Raw genomic sequence first — 17002 nt, forward strand, 5'->3', positions numbered from 1 at the left:
TCCCTCGATGGGACTCCCTGTTCCCCGCGTCGGCGGAAATGACCCCGGGTCGTCTCCGGGTAGCAGGTTGAGAGCGTCTTCTTCCCGCGCATACGGGGATGGTCCCGGCATTGGCCGCGCCGCCGGGTGCGACGTCTGCTCCCCGCACACGCGCGGATGTTCCCATGATGCGGTCCCGGAACGGATCGATGAGCGTCTGCTCCCCGCACCCGCGGGAATGGTCCCGACCGCATCTCGGTGCAGATGAAGCGGCTGAAGCGCTCCCCGCACGCGCGGGGATGGGCCCGATGCCGCTGCCGAGTCCGCCGAAGACGAGGAATGCTCCCCGCGCTCGCGGGGATGGTCCCCAATGGCAGGCCGGTGCAGCAGGCGACACTTTGTGCTCCCTGCACCAGCGGGGGTGGTCCCGAAGTCGCACTTGGGTGGTTCACACCCCGGGAGTGTTCCCCGCGCCCGCGGGGATGGTCCCGCGGCCCGCTTGTCCTCGCAGGACGTGAGGTCGTGCTCCCCGCACCCGCGGGGATGCTCCCCGTAGGGAACCGAAGGTGAACCGTAGATGCAGGTGCTCCCCGCGCCCGCGGGGGTGGCCCCTCGTCCAAACTCGCCGTGCCCGGCCAGCGTTCGTGCTGCCCGCGCCCGCGGGGATGGTCCGGCGAGATCGCGCTGACCCTGCTGATCGCCGCGGTGCTCCCCGCACCTGTGGGAGATGGTCCCGTGACATGCCGGGACCGCTAGATTGGCGTGGTCCCCGCGTATGCAGGGGTGATCCCTTGGCATCGGCCAAAGCGTCGTTGTGGCCCCCGCATATGCGGGATGGTCCCCTTTCGCCACCAAAGGCACGGATGTTCGGTGCAGGCGAGTCACCCACTGGGGCGGCCGTGGGACCGTAGACCACTCATCCCACCGAGAAGGCGTCAAAGCCCCAGGTCACGGATGCCCGGAAGGTCACAAGGACGCAGAACGCTGCACGTTCGCTGCACCGTTACGGAGCCCGCAGGTCCCCAGAAAGCGCATTTCCCCAGGTCAGAACGATTCTTCCTGGGCAGCGCGGTGGGGCGAGTGGGACTCGAACTATCCCAGTGACACTTCTCACCTGCGGTTTTCTTGGCGAAGCGGGCATATCAACCTGTTTCCGTCCGGCTGCGTCCCGCTCGATCCGACTCCAGCGGATGCGGTGCAGCGTTCGCTGCACGCATCCGCTGCGACGCGAAACCGCTGAGCTGATCCCCGTGCGGTCCACGACTCACCTCGGCCGGGGCAGAAGAGCACCCCTTCTCCGACGTATTACTGAACGCCCGTCCGCCTCACCGCCGCCCGCACCGAGAGTGCAACTTGTCACCCTCGGTGATGACCTGCGACTCCCGCAGGCGGAGATAAACAAAGAGGACACCGTGACCTCGTTGGCGTGGCTGTCCGGGGGACCATCCCCGCGGGTACGGGGAGCACTGACGAGCTCGCGCTGAGCGGCACTCATCCCGGTCTGCTCGGGGAGGGGGCCATCCCCGCGGGTGCGGGGAGCGCATCGGCACAGGCTCGCACAGCCGTACCGGGTCGGGGCCATCCCCGGGGGTGCGGGGAGCACCTGGGTGGAGTCGATGCTCTTCCGTCGTGCGCGGCCATCCCCGCGGGTGCGGGGAGCACATGACCGTCCTACTTCAGAAAGGCCGCAGTCAGGGGCCATCCCCGCGGGTGCAGGGAGCACTGGGCGTCGGTCAAGGTGGTCAGGTCCATGGGGGAGGCCATCCCCGCGGGTGCGGGGAGCACCACAGCGGCGGGTTCGAAGAGCAGCTCGGCCAGGGGCCATCCCCGCGGGTGCGGGGAGCACGTACGTCGTCATCGTCCGCCTCCGTCGGGCTCGGGGCCATCCCCGCGGGTGCGGGGAGCACGGTGCGGGAGCCGGACGCGCGGTCGTTCAAACGGGGCCATCCCCGCGGGTGCGGGGAGCACCTGATCCCGCCTCGGCCGCCGCGGCGGCACCGGGGGCCATCCCCGCGGGTGCGGGGAGCACACTGCTCGACCTGCTCTTTTGTCAGCCCGTAGAGCGGTTACGGAGCAGTTTCTCCGAAACCGGCACGGCGGCAAAAGGGTCATGGAGTCAGGTCAGCCTTTACCGAATCGGCGGCGCTTCGCAGCGTTGCTCCAGCCGGGTTTCGGTGTGGCGGAGGCCGGTGGCGTCTGTGTGTTCGGGCGGCGGATGAGGGTCAGGCCCTCGTGGTCAACCGGGTGCCAAGCGTGTTCATGGGTGTGGAAGGTGAAGCCCTGTTCGTTGTTGGTGGTGTGGGCGAGCAGGGCGCGGCCCTGGCCCGCGTATTGCTGAACCTCGTTCCACAGGACGTCACGGACGCGCGCGGAGGGGTTGCCAGTGAAGACGCCCGCAGAGATTTCGAGGAGCCAGCGGGTGAGGAACCCACGAAGCCCGGGTGGGCAGGTGGAGAGGACGATGACGGTCACCAGATGACCGCCTCATCCGCGTCCGTGACCACGTCTGCGGAGCCGTAGTTCACTCCGGCTGCCACCTGTTGGCCTTGGTCGCTCTGGAGTGTGACGCGGTCCTGTTCGCTAGCCCGGTCGTCAGCCGCAGCCTGGGCGCCGGGCAGCAGCAGGTGCTTGATGTCCTTGACGCAGCGGTCCAGGAGTCCGGTCTCGTTGATGTGGTCGCGCAGGCCGCGGCGGGTTCGGGGGCCCACGTCCTCGGGGCCCTCGGCCGCGATGTCGAAGGCGAGAGGGATGCCGATCTCGGTCTTGTAGAGATCTGCGATGTCCAGGACGAAGGAGAGTTCGTGTCCAGAGTGGACGAAGCCGAGGCCGGGGCTGCATCCGAGCGAAGCGACGACGGCGTGGGCGATACCGTACATGCACTGGGCTGCGGCGGTGATGCCCTGGTTGACAGGGTCGCCGCTGCCGAAGTCGCTTGGGGTGTATTTCCTGCCCTGCCAGCGGACGCCGGTGCGGGCTGCCTGGGCGCGGTAGCACTCTTTGACACGGTCGCCTTCGCGGCCCAGGAGCTGTTGACGGGTCAGGCCGTCCGGGTCCTCGTCGGGGAAGCGCAGCCGGTACATGGCGCAGGCGACGGTGAGGCGGCTGCGTAGATTGGCCCACTGCGCGGCCTGGGCTTCGACGAGTGCAGCTGAACGGCTCAACGCTCTGCCTCCGGCGTAGTAGCGCACGCCGTGCTCTCCTACCCAGACGACCGCCGCTCCCGTCTCGCCGAGAACGCTCATCGCCTGGTGGGTGATGCGGGTGCCGGGCCCGAGCAGGAGGGTGGCGATCGTGGCGGAGGGGATATGGGTGGTGCCGTCGGCGTCCTCAACCGTGATGGCGTTGGCATCGCGGTGGACGGTGCAGCGCTCCAGGTAGAGGAAAGAGACCCGCTCACCGGTACGGGTGAGATGGCGCGGGGTGAGGGCGGCCCGCTTGCCGACTGTCGACACCGCCTCACTCCCCGGGTGCCGGAGGCGTCGGCACAGGGGCGAGGGTCATGAGCCCGCAGCCGTACGCCTTGGCCTTACCCAGCCCCTGGGTGAGGGTGCGACGCAGGGCGTCGGGGTCGGTGACTTCGAGGCGGCCATCGAAGGTGACCATCACGAATTTCACCCGGTGGGCCTGTGACCGCTCTTCGCGAGACTTGGCGAAGGACAGGGCTCGCTCGTCGCGGACGGTCAGTTGGTACCGGTCGCCGTGGTGCGGGTGGTTGTGGTGGGTGGTGCCGCCGGGCAGCAGGCGTTGGTCCTGTGGCTTCTCCAGGATGCGGAACCCTGCGCGCTCCTGGCGTTTGGGGTCCAGGAGCCAGCCCTGCTGGTGGACGGGGGTGAGGTGCGCGGTGCGTTTGGTGGGTTCGCCGTCCTTGCGCCGGATCTGGTGCACCGGGTTGGCGGTGAGCCGGAACTCCCAGACGTCACCCGCGGCGAGGCGGTCGAGGAAGGGGGTGTACGGGCGGCTCTGCCAGCCGGGGGTGTCCGGGTCGAGGGCAGCGGCCGGCCAGCCGGCCTGCTCCACGAGGTGGGTCAGGTCGGGTCGGCCGGGGCTCACGACGTAGAGGAAGACCTCGGCCCTGGCGTTGTGGTCCAGGCGCCACAGCACCCTGGGTCCTTCAGCGCCGCCCGTGCTGGTGGTGGGCAGCAGGCCGGGGAAGGAGGCCATGACGGCCGCGTGCAGCGACTGCGGGGACGAGAGCAGGCGGCGAGCACCGGGTCGTGCGGTGTTCACGCGGAAGCGGGTCAGATACATCAGAGGGTCTCTTCCTCCACGGCGTCGAACGGTTCATGGCGCGGCACCGGGTGGGCAGCAGCTGGTACGCGGGGAGCCACGGCGCGCGGGTTGGGCACCTCCACGGTGGTGCTGACCACGGAGCGCAGTGCGTGTCGCCGGTGCGCGGCAGCGAAGCTGAGGGGCTGATCGCGCAGGATGTCCCCGTGTTCTTCGCCCTGCACGGGCTCGCGCAGCACGGACAGGGACACCGTGTGCTCCTTGCCGCGCAGGCGCTGATACCAGCCGGAGGCCTGCCAGGGCTCGTCGCGCAGGGCTTGGAGGAGGGAGCTGTCGCGGGTGGCGAGCTCCACCGGGAGGGCTGGTGGGCAGGAACGCCGACCGAGGAAGAGCGGGTGGACGGGCGCACGCAGGGCGGTGTGGAGTTCGTCCAGGAAGGCGCCCTCTCCTTCGAGGGCGGCAACGAATACGGCGTCAGCGAGGTAGAAGCGCTCGGACAGCGGCATGGATTTGCCGGTGACCGCGTGATGGGCGGTCTGGAAGTCCCGTACCCGGGTGCCTGGTTGGTCGATGCGGACGCCGAAGCGCAGGGCGGCCAGGCGGGAAAGGCCGGCGTCGTCGTCGCGGTCGAGTCCCTGGGCGGCGGCGAGCATGCCGATGACACCGCTCTTGGTGGGGGCGGACTCGGTGGTGCGGCGGACGAAGCGGGCCGATGCCCCCCAGGCTTGCAGGGGGGCAGCCAGCCTAAGGACCAGGACGCTCATACGGGCTTGTCCAGGCGTTCAGCGACGGCCTGGCCGACCGCCTCGACCAGGTCGCTCAGCCGGTGGGCCTGCGTGCCGAGGCCAGCGAGCTGTTCGGTGTTGGGGCCGACCCGCAGGACCCAGGAGAGGGTGGACTCCTCGTCCCCGTAGGTGCGTTCCACGTCCGGGACGTACTGCGCGAGGCGGTCCACGGCTCCGCGCAGGTGCCCGTTCTCCCCGGTGACGGGTTCCTCGAACGCGGCGACATAGCTGATGGGCCGGGTGGTGCGCAGTTTGACGATCACGGCGTCGGGGAGGGTGTGGTTCCCGAACGTGTTGATCTTTCCGGTCGGCAGGGACTCGAGGAAGCTCTGTACGAACGCCTCGACCGCGCGCCGCACGGGCGCGGTGCGCGGTTCCTCCTCGCGCAGGCCCTCGCCGAGGTTCTTGGCGAGCTGGTGGACGCTGAGCGCCGCGTAGCGGTAGAGGGTGGAGGAGTTGAAGTCGACGGTGCCGATCATTCCGGCTCCGGATTCCGCGTCGGTGTTCTGATCGTCCACGGCCGTGTAGTAGTCGGATTCGTTGTCCACGCGGTGCACGCTGATGGCGTGGGCGACCTGGACCGCGGCATCGACGTTGAAGTCGGCGGAGTCGGCGACCATGCGGCCGAACAGCGCGATGTCGACGGAGTGCCGGGTATCGGCGATCTCCCGGGCGCGCGCCTTGTTGTCCTTGTCCTTGAGATAGGTCTTGATGTCGGCCGCGCCCTCTACGGCCAGCGCGGCCAGACCATCCAGCTGGCGTGCGCTGAGGAACATCAGGTACTTCGACTCCGGTGCCGCCTCCTGGCCGCCGTCCTTGGCGGCGTCGGCCTTCCGCTTGGGTGCCTCGATCTTGGAACCGGTGGCCCCCTGGATCACTTCGGCGGCGAGCTGGAGGGCCTCGGTGCCATCGATGGCGGGATCGAGGGCGGTGATGCGGGCGGCGAGGACCTCGGCGACCTTCTTCGTCCGTACACCCAGTTCACTCGGGTCAAGGAGGTGCTCCTGCCCGAAGTAAGTGCGGGTGGCGCGCTTCCAGGCTTGGCTGGACACGCGTGCGCGGGGCACCCCGCCGTAGACGGCTGACTTCGGAGCGCCGGTGTCGTCCCGGTTGAGGTTGCTGGGCGGCACCGTCTGCAGCGCGTGCACGTCTAGGAAGATGCGGTTCACGAGGCGTCCTTGTCCATGAGGTCAGTGAAGTCGTCGATGCCGTCTGGAACAGCCGCGGCGTTTGCCTTCTTCTGCTGGGGAGCCCGGTAGGAGTGGAAGGACCGCCCCCAGGCCCGGCGTACGGCCTCGCGGCCGGTGGGCTCCTGCCAGGCATAGAGCTGCCCCGCAAGGAGGGCGTAGTCCAGGGGGAGGTCCGCACCCCGCAGCAGCAGGACGAGCTCGCGCAGACGCTGGGCCAGAGCGGGCAGGCCGGGTGCCATACCGGCACGGACGAAACGCTTGCGGATGGGCTCGGCGATCTCGCCCGGCGGCATCAACTGGCGCACCGCGCCACCGAGTCCCCGGGGCGCGGTGCGGGAGCCGGGCCGGTGCATGGCCGTGCCGCGGGACTGCTGGTGCAGCGCCCACAAGGTGAGCGCCACGTGCACCGCGTCCTCGGCCCGGGTCAGTTCGTCCTCGCGCAACGGCCGCCCTCCGTCGGCGGGCCGGTCGTGGAGAGCTCCGGTGTCGGCCAGCCCCCACAGATCCGGCACCTGGGAGAACTCCTTGCCCGCGCCCCGGCGCAGCCGGGCCAGCGCCCCTACCGCGTGGGACTGGTCGCCCAGATACCCCCGTTGCAGCGGGACGACGATGTCGCTGGTGAGCGTGCTGACACGCTGCGCAGGGGTGGTCGTTGCGGTGAGGGTGGTCATGCGGGCACCTTGGGTGAGGAGTTGGGTCCTTGCGCGGAGCCGTCGTCCAGCGGCCGGTCAAAGGGGTAGGGATCGCTGAGCGCTTTGCCGAGGCGGATGTGGAACCACTTGTCGGCGGACGCCGAGTTGAGCCACTCGGAGCCCTTGTTCGTCGCCACCACCCGGCCTTCCCACGCGGCGTCGCCCGCCTGGCTCATGAGCTGTTCGCCCAGGCGCCGCAGGTGCCGGTGGGCTTCCTGCTGCCAGCGGGTGCGGTGGGCGTCGGGGTCCTCGGCTGCGGCCAGGTCGCGTAGCCAGAGGCGGTAGGGGCCGTCCAGGGCGGAAAAGCCCAGGCTGCGGGCGGCCGCGCGGGGTCCTTCACTCTCACTGCCCGCCGCGCGGGCGAGATACGTGGCGAGATCGCCGAGAGCGGTGACCGCCCGCTCCGCCTCACTGACCGCGTCGATGGCCTGACGGGCATACACGCGGTCCTGTTGATGCAGCAGCACCACGGCCATGGCCAGCCGATCGTCGACGATCTCGTCGATCACCGACTGCTGGGTTCCGTAGACCGCCCCCACCACGCGCACCCGAATCAAAAAGCCGCGGGGCAGCTCGCCCTCCGTGACCAGCCGGGCGATCCATTCCAGGATTCCCGGCCGCAGCACTCTGGCGGCCTCGCCGCCCTGTGCCGCCTCGGCCCGACCTGCCACCAGGGCTTCGATACCCCGCCAGGCCGACCGGGCCGGATCATGCTCCCGGGGCAGGTACACCAGCGGCTCGCCGCGCTTCTTCTCCTGCGCCGGGCTCCTGCGCCAGGCGGTCATCGGCTCGTCGGTATGCATGTTGTGCGCGGCGAGCGGATCGCCGTAGCCCAGGACGACGCCATAGGCGCCGTCCGCGTCGAAACGCAGGCGCAGCCGACGCGTCTGCCAGGTGTACAAGTCGCGCACGCCCGCCGGACGCGTGCGGCCCGTCGGACCGGGGCCGCACTGCTCGCGCCGCCAGGCCGGAGAATCGTCGGGGGAAAACCGCACGCCGCTGGTGTCGGCGGCAACCAGATTCAGGAGCAGGGTCTGGCGCAGCGTCTGCCCCTCGGCGAAAACCCCGCCCAGCGTGCCCGCCCAACCGACCCCCAGCGGATACACCTTGCCGCCCTTGACCCGGTCATCGCCCTCGATCCCAGTCTTGATGCCGGAGGTGTCATAGGCGTGCGCGTGCACGACCCAGCGGGCCGCCTCGGCGAAGCCGAGCCGCTCGACGGCCGGCATCCGGGAGCTGAAGAACGGCTCCCCGTTGGGCACATCCGCGACGATCCGGTTGAGTGAGAAGACTTCGTCGCGCACGGTGCGCAACTGTGCGACCTGGAAGAACGGCGTATGCGGGTGCAGCAGGTCGAACCGCTCGCGGTGGTCATCGAGATAGGCCGTCACCAGCGCGAAGCAGTCCTCGTCGGCCCACAGGCTTGCCCAGTGCTCAGTGTCGCGCGGGCCGCCCAGCGCGTCGTGGGCCAGCGCAAGCAGGAGACGCATCAAGGCGAACTCCTGCGTGGGCAAATCCCCTACCACGCCACGGAGTTGTCCCGCGCGGGCAAAGACGTCACGGAGCGACAGTTCGTCCTGAACACCGTTCTCGTCCAGCACCGGGATCCAGGGCCGACTGGTCAGGTCGAACGACAACGCTCCGTCTAACGCGCCTGGTCCATCGGATTCAGTCACTGCTCACCTCGAGGCCGTCGCTCTGGCTGTAGCGGAGTGAGAAGCCTGCCAGAGAGGTCTGACAATCGGCGTCGAGCACCAGAATCAGCTGACCGGCCAGCCAATGGCTGTCCTTGCTCTGCCAGGCCGGTACGTAGAGTTCCTCCAGTTCGGCGATCGCACGGTCCATGACCTCGGCGTGCGAGAACTGGATGGGCAAGCGCAGTCCGCAACTGGCCGCGGCCCGCGCCGCGGCCGCCGCCGGAGGCCGGTCGGTGGGCAGTTCCAGCCCGCCTTGGCCCTTCGCGAGCCAGGGCAGTGTGGCCAGCGCCCCATCAGCACGCCGCTGCACGACCACCACCTCCAGGCTTTCCTTGCTGTCGCGGACCTGGGCCCGTCCGGCCCGGGTGTCGTCCGCGTCGCCCACGCCCGCGGCGATCCACCCGATGAGCGGCCGGCCCGGCCGCCCCACCCCATCCAGCCGGAACACCTCCGCCCGCCCGGCCTGCTCTACCCGGTGCTTCGCATGCCGCTCCCACGCCGCTGCCATCGCATCGGCCCACGCTGCGGGGCCGGCAGGACCATCGGCGTACGCGCCCTGGACCAGGAGGCTGATATCCCCGGGCAACCGCACGGGGCGCCGCGCTCCCTCCAAGTGGGGCATCAGGACGGCGGCGGAGCGCAGCAGCGCGTACGCCCCGTACACGGCGACCGACCCCCGCACCGGCACGGGCACCTCGCCGCTCCAGTCGACACCGGTGACCAGACACCGGGCCATACGCAGCCGCTCGGGCCGCTCCGCCTGTCCGTCGCCACGCCGATGGCGGTGCAAGCGCCCCATCCTCTGGAGCATCAGGTCGACCGGGCACAAGTCGGTGACGAGCAGGTCGAAGTCGACGTCGAGCGACTGCTCGGCGACCTGGCTGGCGACCACGATGTGGGGCCCGGCCGGGCGCCGCCCGCCCGCTCTGTCCGGCGGCCCGAACCGGGCCAGGAGATCGGCATCCTTCGCCGCCCGGTCCACATCGACGAAACACGAGTGGGCGACAGTCACGGCCTGATCCCCGAAGCGCTCACGCAGCACCCGGGCGGTCTCCAGAACCCGCCGGACCGTGTTGCGTACGATCAAGACACAGCCGCCGCCCTCCAGTTCGGCCGCCAGCCGCTGGGCCAGCACCGTCTGGTCGTCGTCGAGCCGTTCCAGATGGACATCGCCACCCCGGGACGAGGCCGCGGTCCCTTCGGCAACCGGATCCTGACCGGGCGTCACAGCGGTCAGCAGCGGATAGGAGGTGGCCCCAGCCACCTCCTCGAAACCGCCCGCCGCCCCATCGGTTTCACCACCGGCTCCGGCGTAGGCTTCGGCGAGCTGACGGCGACGGGCCGAGGGCAGCGTCGCGGACAGCACCACCACCGGCACCCGGTAGGCACCCAGCCACGACAGCACCCGGTCCAGATAGACACTCATATACGTGTCGTAGGCATGCGCCTCGTCGATCACCACGACCTTGCCCGCGATCGCGAGATGACGCAGCGCCAAGTGCCGGCTCTTGAGTCCGGCGAACAGCACCTGGTCCACCGTCCCGGCGACGAACGACGCCAGCATCGCCTTCTTCCGCCCACGCAGCCACGCATGAGCAACCAACTCGGCCGGAGCCAACCGCATCTCGTCCGAGGGCCGCCACCGCCCCACCTCGCCGTCCACGTCGACGGCAGCGATCTTCTGCCGACCACCGCGCATCAACTCGGCGTACTTGTCGTTGAGAGCGGCCTTGGAATGCGCGAGCAGCACAGACCGCCTGTCGCCCTCCTGCGCGGGCAGCCGGTCGAGCCACTCCAGCAGCCGCGGGAACATCGCGTTCCCGGTCGCCATCGTGGGCAGGGCGAAGAACACCCCGCCCGCGCCTGAACGGGCCGCGAAGATCTCAGCGACCGCGAGCGCGGCCTCCGTCTTCCCCTCCCCCATCGGCGCCTCAACGATCATCAGGCCAGGCGCGGGCATCTCACGCGCCAGCCGGACCGCGGCCTCCTGCACCGGCCTGACCTTCGCCCCCGGCGGCAGATCGAAACGCGACGCGAACACCTCCTGCGCATCCCCGGCCGGCTCATCGGCCCGCCACGGAGCAGGCAACCGCAGCCCACGCCAGGCCGCGGCGACCCGCTCCTCACCGGCACGGGTCTCCTGCGGGAAATACGGGAACAGGTCCGGATTGCTGGCGATCCAGTCGGCGACGATCACTACGGCACTGAGCAGCACCTGCACGGGCTGCGACAGCTTGACCGTCCGCCAGGCGCCGAGCCGCTCGCGCACGCCGTACGCCTCGGCACACGCCTCCAGCAACTCCTCCTGCACCCGCCGCCACAGCTTTTCGCTGGCCCCCGGCGTCCGCAGCAGATGCGGCCGGTCATACAGATCATTGAGCTGTCCGTGCTCCGGCGGCACCCCATGGTGGCCGCCCGCAACGACCGCGAACTGCCCGCTCTGCCGGGCCGACCAGCCCTGCCGCTCCTCCAGCCACTCGGCCAGCAGCACCTGCCCTGCCAGCGCATGCGGAGCCATCCCGCGATCGGCCCCGAACTGCCCCCGGGTCTTCATCTCCAGGCCCTGCCGCCGCATCTCGTCGGCAAGCTGATCGACCTGACACGCGAAGGCCGGCGTGGCCTTCCCGATGTCATGCACCGCCGCCAGCCACACCACCAGCGACCGGCCGTCCTCAGCCCCGTCCGGCAGTGCCTCAGCCGTCAGCGCCCGAACGTTCGCGGGCAGCCACTCGTCCCACAACAACCCGGCCACCGCCGCACTGTCATCCATGTGCCGCCACAGCGGCAGCCATCCCTCGGTATCCCGGTCGTGCTTGGCCCACACCGAACGCACCGGCCCCGCAAGCCGACCCCCCAGCCCCGCATGTAACTCCCCGTCAGCCGTCATGCCACAGGCATACACGCAAACCCGAGGCCACGGCAGCGATACAGAAAATGCGCACCCCTGTACGAACAGATCATGGAGAATCCGGACAACAGCTCACAGCACGTCGTACCATCCGGCGTCGCACACATTCGACGCCCAACTCCCCACCAACACCAGGGAATCTACCAACCTCCATGCCCCTTATGCCCGAATCAGCGAAGCTGCTCGAAACCAGCCCCCGGCAACGGTAGATCCGCAGGTCGCGGAGTGTGCTCCCCGCACCCGCGGGGATGGTCCCATCATCCCGTCCGCCGAAGCCGCCGGGATCATGTGCTCCCCGCACCCGCGGGGATGGTCCCCTTGATAGCTGCTCACCGGTCACTCACCAGCGGTGCTCCCCGCACCCGCGGGGATGGTCCCTCGTCTGCGACACGCTGGAAGCCGGAGCCAAGGTGCTCCCCGCACCCGCGGGGATGGTCCCGGCGATCCCATGGCCCGCATCGTCTTCCTCCTGTGCTCCCCGCACCCGCGGGGATGGCCCCTCGGCCTCGCCGATGACGCCCGCCGCCGGGCCGTGCTCCCCGCACCCGCGGGGATGGTCCCCGGCCCTTGCCGAGCGGCTCCTCCTCGCAGACGCGCTCCCCGCACCCGCGGGGATGGTCCCTCACCGGCACCCCCGAGCGCGTCGCCCGGTACGTGCTCCCCGCACCCACGGGGATGGTCCCCAGAACAGGCGCTGCGTCTAGGCGCGCATGTCGTGCTCCCCACACCCGCGGGGATGGCCCCATCAAGACCCTGGCCAAGCGCGGTCTCAACAAGTGCTCCCTGCACCTGCGGGGATGGTCCCGTCGTTGCCGACCCGGAGTTGCGATTCACCCCGTGCTCCCCGCACCTGCGGGGGTGGTCCCGAGCTTTGCCCAGTACCCGGTTTCCGTCCCGGGGTGCTCCCCACGGGTGCGGGGATGGCCCCAGCGCCACGACGTGAATGACGGCCCCAGCAGCGGATTCTCACCCACAGCGGACAGGACACAGCCCTTCTACGGCCCTCCCTGACATCGCCCACGGGTCGGGCGGCTGGCCCTTCTATCCCTATGTGAGTCCTCTACGCCGCAGCACTTGAGGCCGCCCGTGCAATCGGAGCGAGAGTCTGCCCGATCGCCCTTTCGATCGAAATCTGGATGACCACCCGCTCGGGGTCAGGTGCTGGCATACGCCCATATCGCTCTCCGTAGCGAACAACGGAGTCCTCGACGGCCGCGGCGTCCATGTAAACCTCCGCCACGCCTTCGAGGGTCGCCCACCGGCCGCCGTCCACTTGGCAGACCGCCACCCGAGCCGCGTCACCGCCCGCAAGGACGTTGGCGACTTTCCGACTGGATTTGCGAGTGATAACTCGGGCTACATCGGCACGCCTTCGACCCGAAGGCTTTCCCCGACGCCCAAGGCCCCGCTTCCCGAGAACGCGGGGAAAATGTGTCTGACAGCTCCGCCGATCCACTTATCCGTGCAGGTCAGCGGCCCTGCTGGGCACCCCTCCCGCACGCCCGTACGCCGGGATATCCGGCCCCGAGGCGCACTCAGCGGTCCACGCGCTTCTCGTGCGGTCCTGTGTCCGGGACCTCGCCCACCTCCGCCGCCGCAGGATCGAGCACGCGCGCCAGGAACGTCCGGGTCCGCTCGTGCTGCGGGTCGCCCACCACGCGTTCGGGCGTGCCCTCCTCGACGATCACTCCGTCGTCCATGAAGACCACCCGGTCGGCGACCTCGCGCGCGAAGCTCATCTCATGGGTGACGACCAGCATCGTCATCCCCTCCTGGGCGAGCGAGCGCATCACCGCGAGTACGTCCCCGACCAGTTCGGGGTCGAGCGCGGAGGTCGGCTCGTCGAAGAGCATCAACTCGGGGTCCATGGACAGCGCCCGAGCGATCGCGACCCGCTGCTGCTGGCCGCCGGAGAGCTGCGCCGGATAGGACTGCTCCTTGTCGACGAGGCCCACCCGCGCGAGGTTGGCCCGCGCGATGCGCTCCGCCTCCTCCTTGCCGCGCCGCAGCACACGGCGCTGCGCGATGGTCAGGTTCTCCAGCGCCGTGAGGTGCGGGAAGAGGTTGAAGGACTGGAAGACCATGCCGATCCGACGGCGTACGCGATCGATGTCCACATCGGGGTCGGTGACCTCCGTGCCGGCCACCGTCACCGTGCCCGACGTGGGCTCTTCCAGAAGATTGACGCAGCGCAGCAGGGTCGACTTGCCGGAGCCCGAAGGGCCGATGACACAGACCACGTCACCGCGCCCGACCGTCAGGTCGATGCCCTTGAGCACCTCCAGATCGCCGAACGACTTGCGCAGCTCGCGCACCTCGATCGCCTGGCCCGAAGGTGCGGGCGCGTCGGGTGCCTTGTCGAACTTCATGGTGCTCACCTGGCTTTCGCCGTACGGGCCTCGAGCCGCCGCACCAGATGGCCGAGCGGGAGGGTGATGACGAGATACAGCAGTCCGGCGATCAGGATCGGGGTCAGGCTCTTGTGCTCGTTCAGTGCGTCCCGGCCGAAGTTGGCCAGCTCGAACTGGCCGAGCGAGAGGCCGAGCAGATACACCAGTGAGGAGTCCTTGGTGAGCAGGATTAGCTCGTTGGTCAGCGGCGGCAGCACGATCCGGAACGCCTGCGGCATCACGATCGACACCATCGCACGCCCCGGTGACATGCCCAGCGAACGGGCCGCCTCCGACTGCCCCTTGGGCACCGCCAGGATGCCCGCGCGGATCGTCTCGGCCATATAGGCGGCGCCCACCAGACCCAGGGACAGCATCACCGTGATGTCCATGTCGAGCGCGACCTCGAAGGCCAGCGGCACACCGAAGCCGAGCGCGATGAACACAAGGAGGGAGGGAATGCCGCGGAAGAACTCGATATAGGCGATCGCGATCCAGCGGTACGGAGGCACCGTGGACAGCCGCATCAGCGCGAGGACGATGCCGAGCCCCAGGCCGAAGCCGAAGCCGAGCAGCGTGTAGTAGGCGGTGTTGACCAGCGCGGTGGTGATCACCTCGGGGAACAGCGCCTTGGCGATCTCCACGTCGAAGAACGCCTGGCGCAGTGTCCCCCAGTCGGCCACCAGCGCGAACACGGCTATGGCGATGAGCAGCACGGCGTACTGGACGCCGCGGAACAGCCGTGCCCGCCGCCGTCGGGACATGGACATACGTGCAGAACTCCTCTGGTCAGCCGTTTGAATGCTTGAGGTCAGCTCTGCGGAGTGGTGCCGAACCACTTCTTGTAGATCTTGTCGTAACTGCCGTCGGACCGGGCGTCCTTGAGCACCGCGTTGACCTTCTTGCGCAGTGAGTCGTTGCCCGTGCGGAAGCCGATTCCGTACTTCTCACCGGTGTCGAACTCGGCGGTCACCTCGGTGTCCGGGTTGTCCTTGATGTATTCGAAGAGCACGCCGTTGTCGTTGATGCCCGCGTCGACTTTGCCGGCCTTGACCGCCGTGAGCAGCAAGCCGACGTCCTCGTACTCCACGAGCTCCATGTCGAGGCCCTTGCTCTCCTTCTTGGCGTAGATGCCGCCGGTGGTGGCCTTCTGGTAGCCGAGCTTCTTTCCCTTGAGATCCTCGAAGGTCTTGTAGGGCTGCCCCTTCTTGGTGATCAGCGCCTGGGTGGCATTGAAGTAGGGGTCCGAGAAGTCCATGACCTTGTCGCGCTCGTCGGTGATCGTCATGCCTGCGGCGGCCAGGTCGCACTTGCGGATGTTGAAGTCCTGGCCGGTTTCGATGCCCTCGAAGGGGGTGTTGACGATCTCCTGCTCGACCCCCAGTTCCTTGGCGACCAGGTCGACCAGATCCACGTCGAAGCCGACGATCTTGCCGTCCTTCTTCGACTGGAACGGCGGATAGGGCAGATGCGTGCAGGTCTTGATCTTGCCGGACGAGACGAGCTTGATCCCCGAGGCGCCCTTGTCGCCGTCGCTGTCGGACTTGGTGCTGGTGCAGCCTGTCATCAGCAGGCCGGCGGCTGCGGTCAGGGCTATGGCAGCCACCGGGGAACGAACGGACTTCGGGGGACGAGCGGACACAGGACCTCCAGGGCAGGCTCGAACCAGGGCGCGAGCGAGATCAACAGCGCTGTGTGCTGCGCAAGCTGCGGTGCATCCTGCCACCGGCCAGGGCTCTTGTCCCGCCCTCGGGATTGCGTATGGATAACACACTCGATCTCCACTGCATCAACTCCCCTATGTGAGCAGTTACTTGCTCTGCGTCAGCTTCCGAGAGGGTCTCCAAGAACATCGTTCGCCGTCTTGTGCAGCTCGGCCAGGACGGCTCCCGTCATCGCGGCGACTCCGTGGTCCAGGACCGCCGGATCGGGCGCGAAGTCCGGGCTGTGGGCGCTGGGCACGTTGCCGAACTTCGCCCTGGGGGACTGCCCGGGAGCGGCGTCCCAGACAGCGATGGGCGTGGAGGGCAAGAACCAGTAGTGGTAAGGAATGGCCCGCCCGTCGGGGTCGAGTGCGAGCTCGGAGAAGTCCTCGCTTCCCATCGCCGGGCCCGGGTCGATGATCTGGCCTCTTCCGAACATGCGTGTGTGGATGTCCGCCACGCTCCGAGCCACCCGGGCGTCGTTGACGGTCGCGGGCATCGACTTCACGATGCGTATGTCAGGTCCCGTGGTCACACCCGCCGCGTCGCATTCGGCGCGCACGATGCGTCGTACCGCGGCGAGGATCTGCTCCTGCACCTCGCGGGAGGTCGACCGTACGGTGAGCCCGAGTTCGGCCGTGGCGGGGATGACGTTGTCGGCGGTGCCGGCGTGGAAGCGGCCGACCGTGACGACGGCCGTCTCGCGGGGCGCGATCTCGCGGGAGACGATCGACTGCAGCCGACCGACGATCGCGGCGCCGATGACGATGGGATCTGTCGTGGTGTCGGGGCGCGAGCCATGACCGCCCCGTCCGTGTACGACGAGGTCGACGGAGGCCGACGCCGCGAGGACCGGCCCCTCCACGTGGGCGACGAGCCCGATCGGGCCGGCGCTGATGTGCTGGGCGAGCAGGACGTCTGGGAGGGGAAATCGCTCGTGGAGTCCGTCGTCGCGCATGGCCAGCGCTCCTTGGCCCGTTTCCTCCGCGGGTTGGGCGACGAAGACGACGGTTCCGCTCCAGTGCTGTCGTCCGCGCGCAAGGGCCTGGGCGGTACCCACCAGCATGGCGCTGTGCGCGTCGTGGCCGCAGGCATGCATGACCCCGTCCGCGGTGGACGCGTACGGGAGGTCCGAGTTCTCGGTGACGGGCAGTGCGTCCATGTCGGCACGGATGAGCACGGTGCGTCCCGGGCCGTTCGACAGCACACCGACGACTCCGGTGCCGCCGACGCCCTCCGTGCACTCGATGCCTTCGGCACGGAGCATCGTGGCGACCCGGGCGGCGGTTCGGTGCTCTGCTCCCGAAAGTTCCGGATGGGCGTGCAGTTCCCGGTAGAGGCGGTGGACAGCGACGGAGTCGTACGCCGCCGCTAGTTCAAGGGCGGTCCGGGCGAGGGACATGGGCGCGTTCTCCAGCGTGCTGCGCATGG

General features: G+C 69.2%; 12 protein-coding genes, 1 pseudogene and 1 CRISPR repeat array. All 13 genes and pseudogenes read right to left on the minus strand.

Annotated features, from left to right (window positions below; genetic code table 11):
• Nucleotides 1-1419 precede the first annotated feature (1419 nt).
• Nucleotides 1420-2008: a CRISPR direct-repeat array (repeat unit 27 nt; unit sequence GGCCATCCCCGCGGGTGCGGGGAGCAC).
• Between the two features lie 92 nt (nucleotides 2009-2100).
• The gene (cas2e, locus tag M4V62_RS06080; RefSeq protein WP_249586186.1) at nucleotides 2101-2451 is read right to left on the minus strand and encodes a type I-E CRISPR-associated endoribonuclease Cas2e; all 351 of its coding nucleotides are present in this window, start codon (nucleotides 2449-2451) and stop codon (nucleotides 2101-2103) included.
• Nucleotides 2448-3431 carry a type I-E CRISPR-associated endonuclease Cas1e gene (gene cas1e / locus M4V62_RS06085; RefSeq protein ID WP_249586187.1) on the minus strand — a complete coding sequence of 328 codons (984 nt, stop codon included), beginning with the start codon at nucleotides 3429-3431 and terminating at the stop codon, nucleotides 2448-2450. The genes cas2e and cas1e overlap by 4 nt, the downstream gene beginning before the upstream one ends.
• A gap of 4 nt (nucleotides 3432-3435) precedes the next feature.
• A complete protein-coding gene (cas6e, locus tag M4V62_RS06090; protein ID WP_249586188.1) occupies nucleotides 3436-4227 on the minus strand; it encodes a type I-E CRISPR-associated protein Cas6/Cse3/CasE in 792 nt (263 codons plus the stop codon).
• Complete coding sequence (cas5e, locus tag M4V62_RS06095; RefSeq protein WP_249586189.1) at nucleotides 4227-4970, minus strand: type I-E CRISPR-associated protein Cas5/CasD; 744 nt, start codon at nucleotides 4968-4970, stop codon at nucleotides 4227-4229. The genes cas6e and cas5e overlap by 1 nt, the downstream gene beginning before the upstream one ends.
• Nucleotides 4967-6160, minus strand: coding sequence for a type I-E CRISPR-associated protein Cas7/Cse4/CasC (gene cas7e / locus M4V62_RS06100; protein ID WP_249586190.1), 1194 nt, complete (start codon nucleotides 6158-6160; stop codon nucleotides 4967-4969). Before cas7e ends, cas5e begins: the two co-directional genes overlap by 4 nt.
• Nucleotides 6157-6852: a type I-E CRISPR-associated protein Cse2/CasB gene (gene casB, locus M4V62_RS06105; RefSeq protein ID WP_249586191.1), complete on the minus strand. Its 696-nt coding sequence runs from the start codon at nucleotides 6850-6852 to the stop codon at nucleotides 6157-6159. The genes cas7e and casB overlap by 4 nt, the downstream gene beginning before the upstream one ends.
• Nucleotides 6849-8510 carry a type I-E CRISPR-associated protein Cse1/CasA gene (casA, locus tag M4V62_RS06110; protein WP_249586192.1) on the minus strand — a complete coding sequence of 554 codons (1662 nt, stop codon included), beginning with the start codon at nucleotides 8508-8510 and terminating at the stop codon, nucleotides 6849-6851. Before casA ends, casB begins: the two co-directional genes overlap by 4 nt.
• A 31-nt stretch (nucleotides 8511-8541) precedes the next feature.
• Complete coding sequence (cas3, locus tag M4V62_RS06115; protein ID WP_249586193.1) at nucleotides 8542-11457, minus strand: CRISPR-associated helicase Cas3'; 2916 nt, start codon at nucleotides 11455-11457, stop codon at nucleotides 8542-8544.
• 1081 nt (nucleotides 11458-12538) lie between these two features.
• Nucleotides 12539-12838 (minus strand): annotated as a pseudogene (locus M4V62_RS06120) (pyridoxamine 5'-phosphate oxidase family protein); the annotation flags it as partial.
• A gap of 175 nt (nucleotides 12839-13013) precedes the next feature.
• Nucleotides 13014-13847 (minus strand): amino acid ABC transporter ATP-binding protein, encoded by an 834-nt coding sequence (locus M4V62_RS06125; protein ID WP_249586194.1) that lies wholly within the window; start codon nucleotides 13845-13847, stop codon nucleotides 13014-13016.
• A 5-nt stretch (nucleotides 13848-13852) separates the two neighbouring features.
• On the minus strand, nucleotides 13853-14638 hold the full coding sequence (locus tag M4V62_RS06130; RefSeq protein ID WP_249586195.1) for an amino acid ABC transporter permease: 786 nt from the start codon (nucleotides 14636-14638) through the stop codon (nucleotides 13853-13855).
• Nucleotides 14639-14679: 41 nt separating this feature from the next.
• Complete coding sequence (locus tag M4V62_RS06135) at nucleotides 14680-15435, minus strand: ABC transporter substrate-binding protein (protein ID WP_249592710.1); 756 nt, start codon at nucleotides 15433-15435, stop codon at nucleotides 14680-14682.
• A gap of 257 nt (nucleotides 15436-15692) precedes the next feature.
• Nucleotides 15693-17000, minus strand: a complete 1308-nt coding sequence (locus M4V62_RS06140; RefSeq protein WP_249586196.1) for an amidohydrolase — start codon at nucleotides 16998-17000, stop codon at nucleotides 15693-15695.
• Between the last annotated feature and the right edge of the window lie 2 nt (nucleotides 17001-17002).

Source organism: Streptomyces durmitorensis (genome assembly GCF_023498005.1).
GTDB lineage: Bacteria > Actinomycetota > Actinomycetes > Streptomycetales > Streptomycetaceae > Streptomyces > Streptomyces durmitorensis.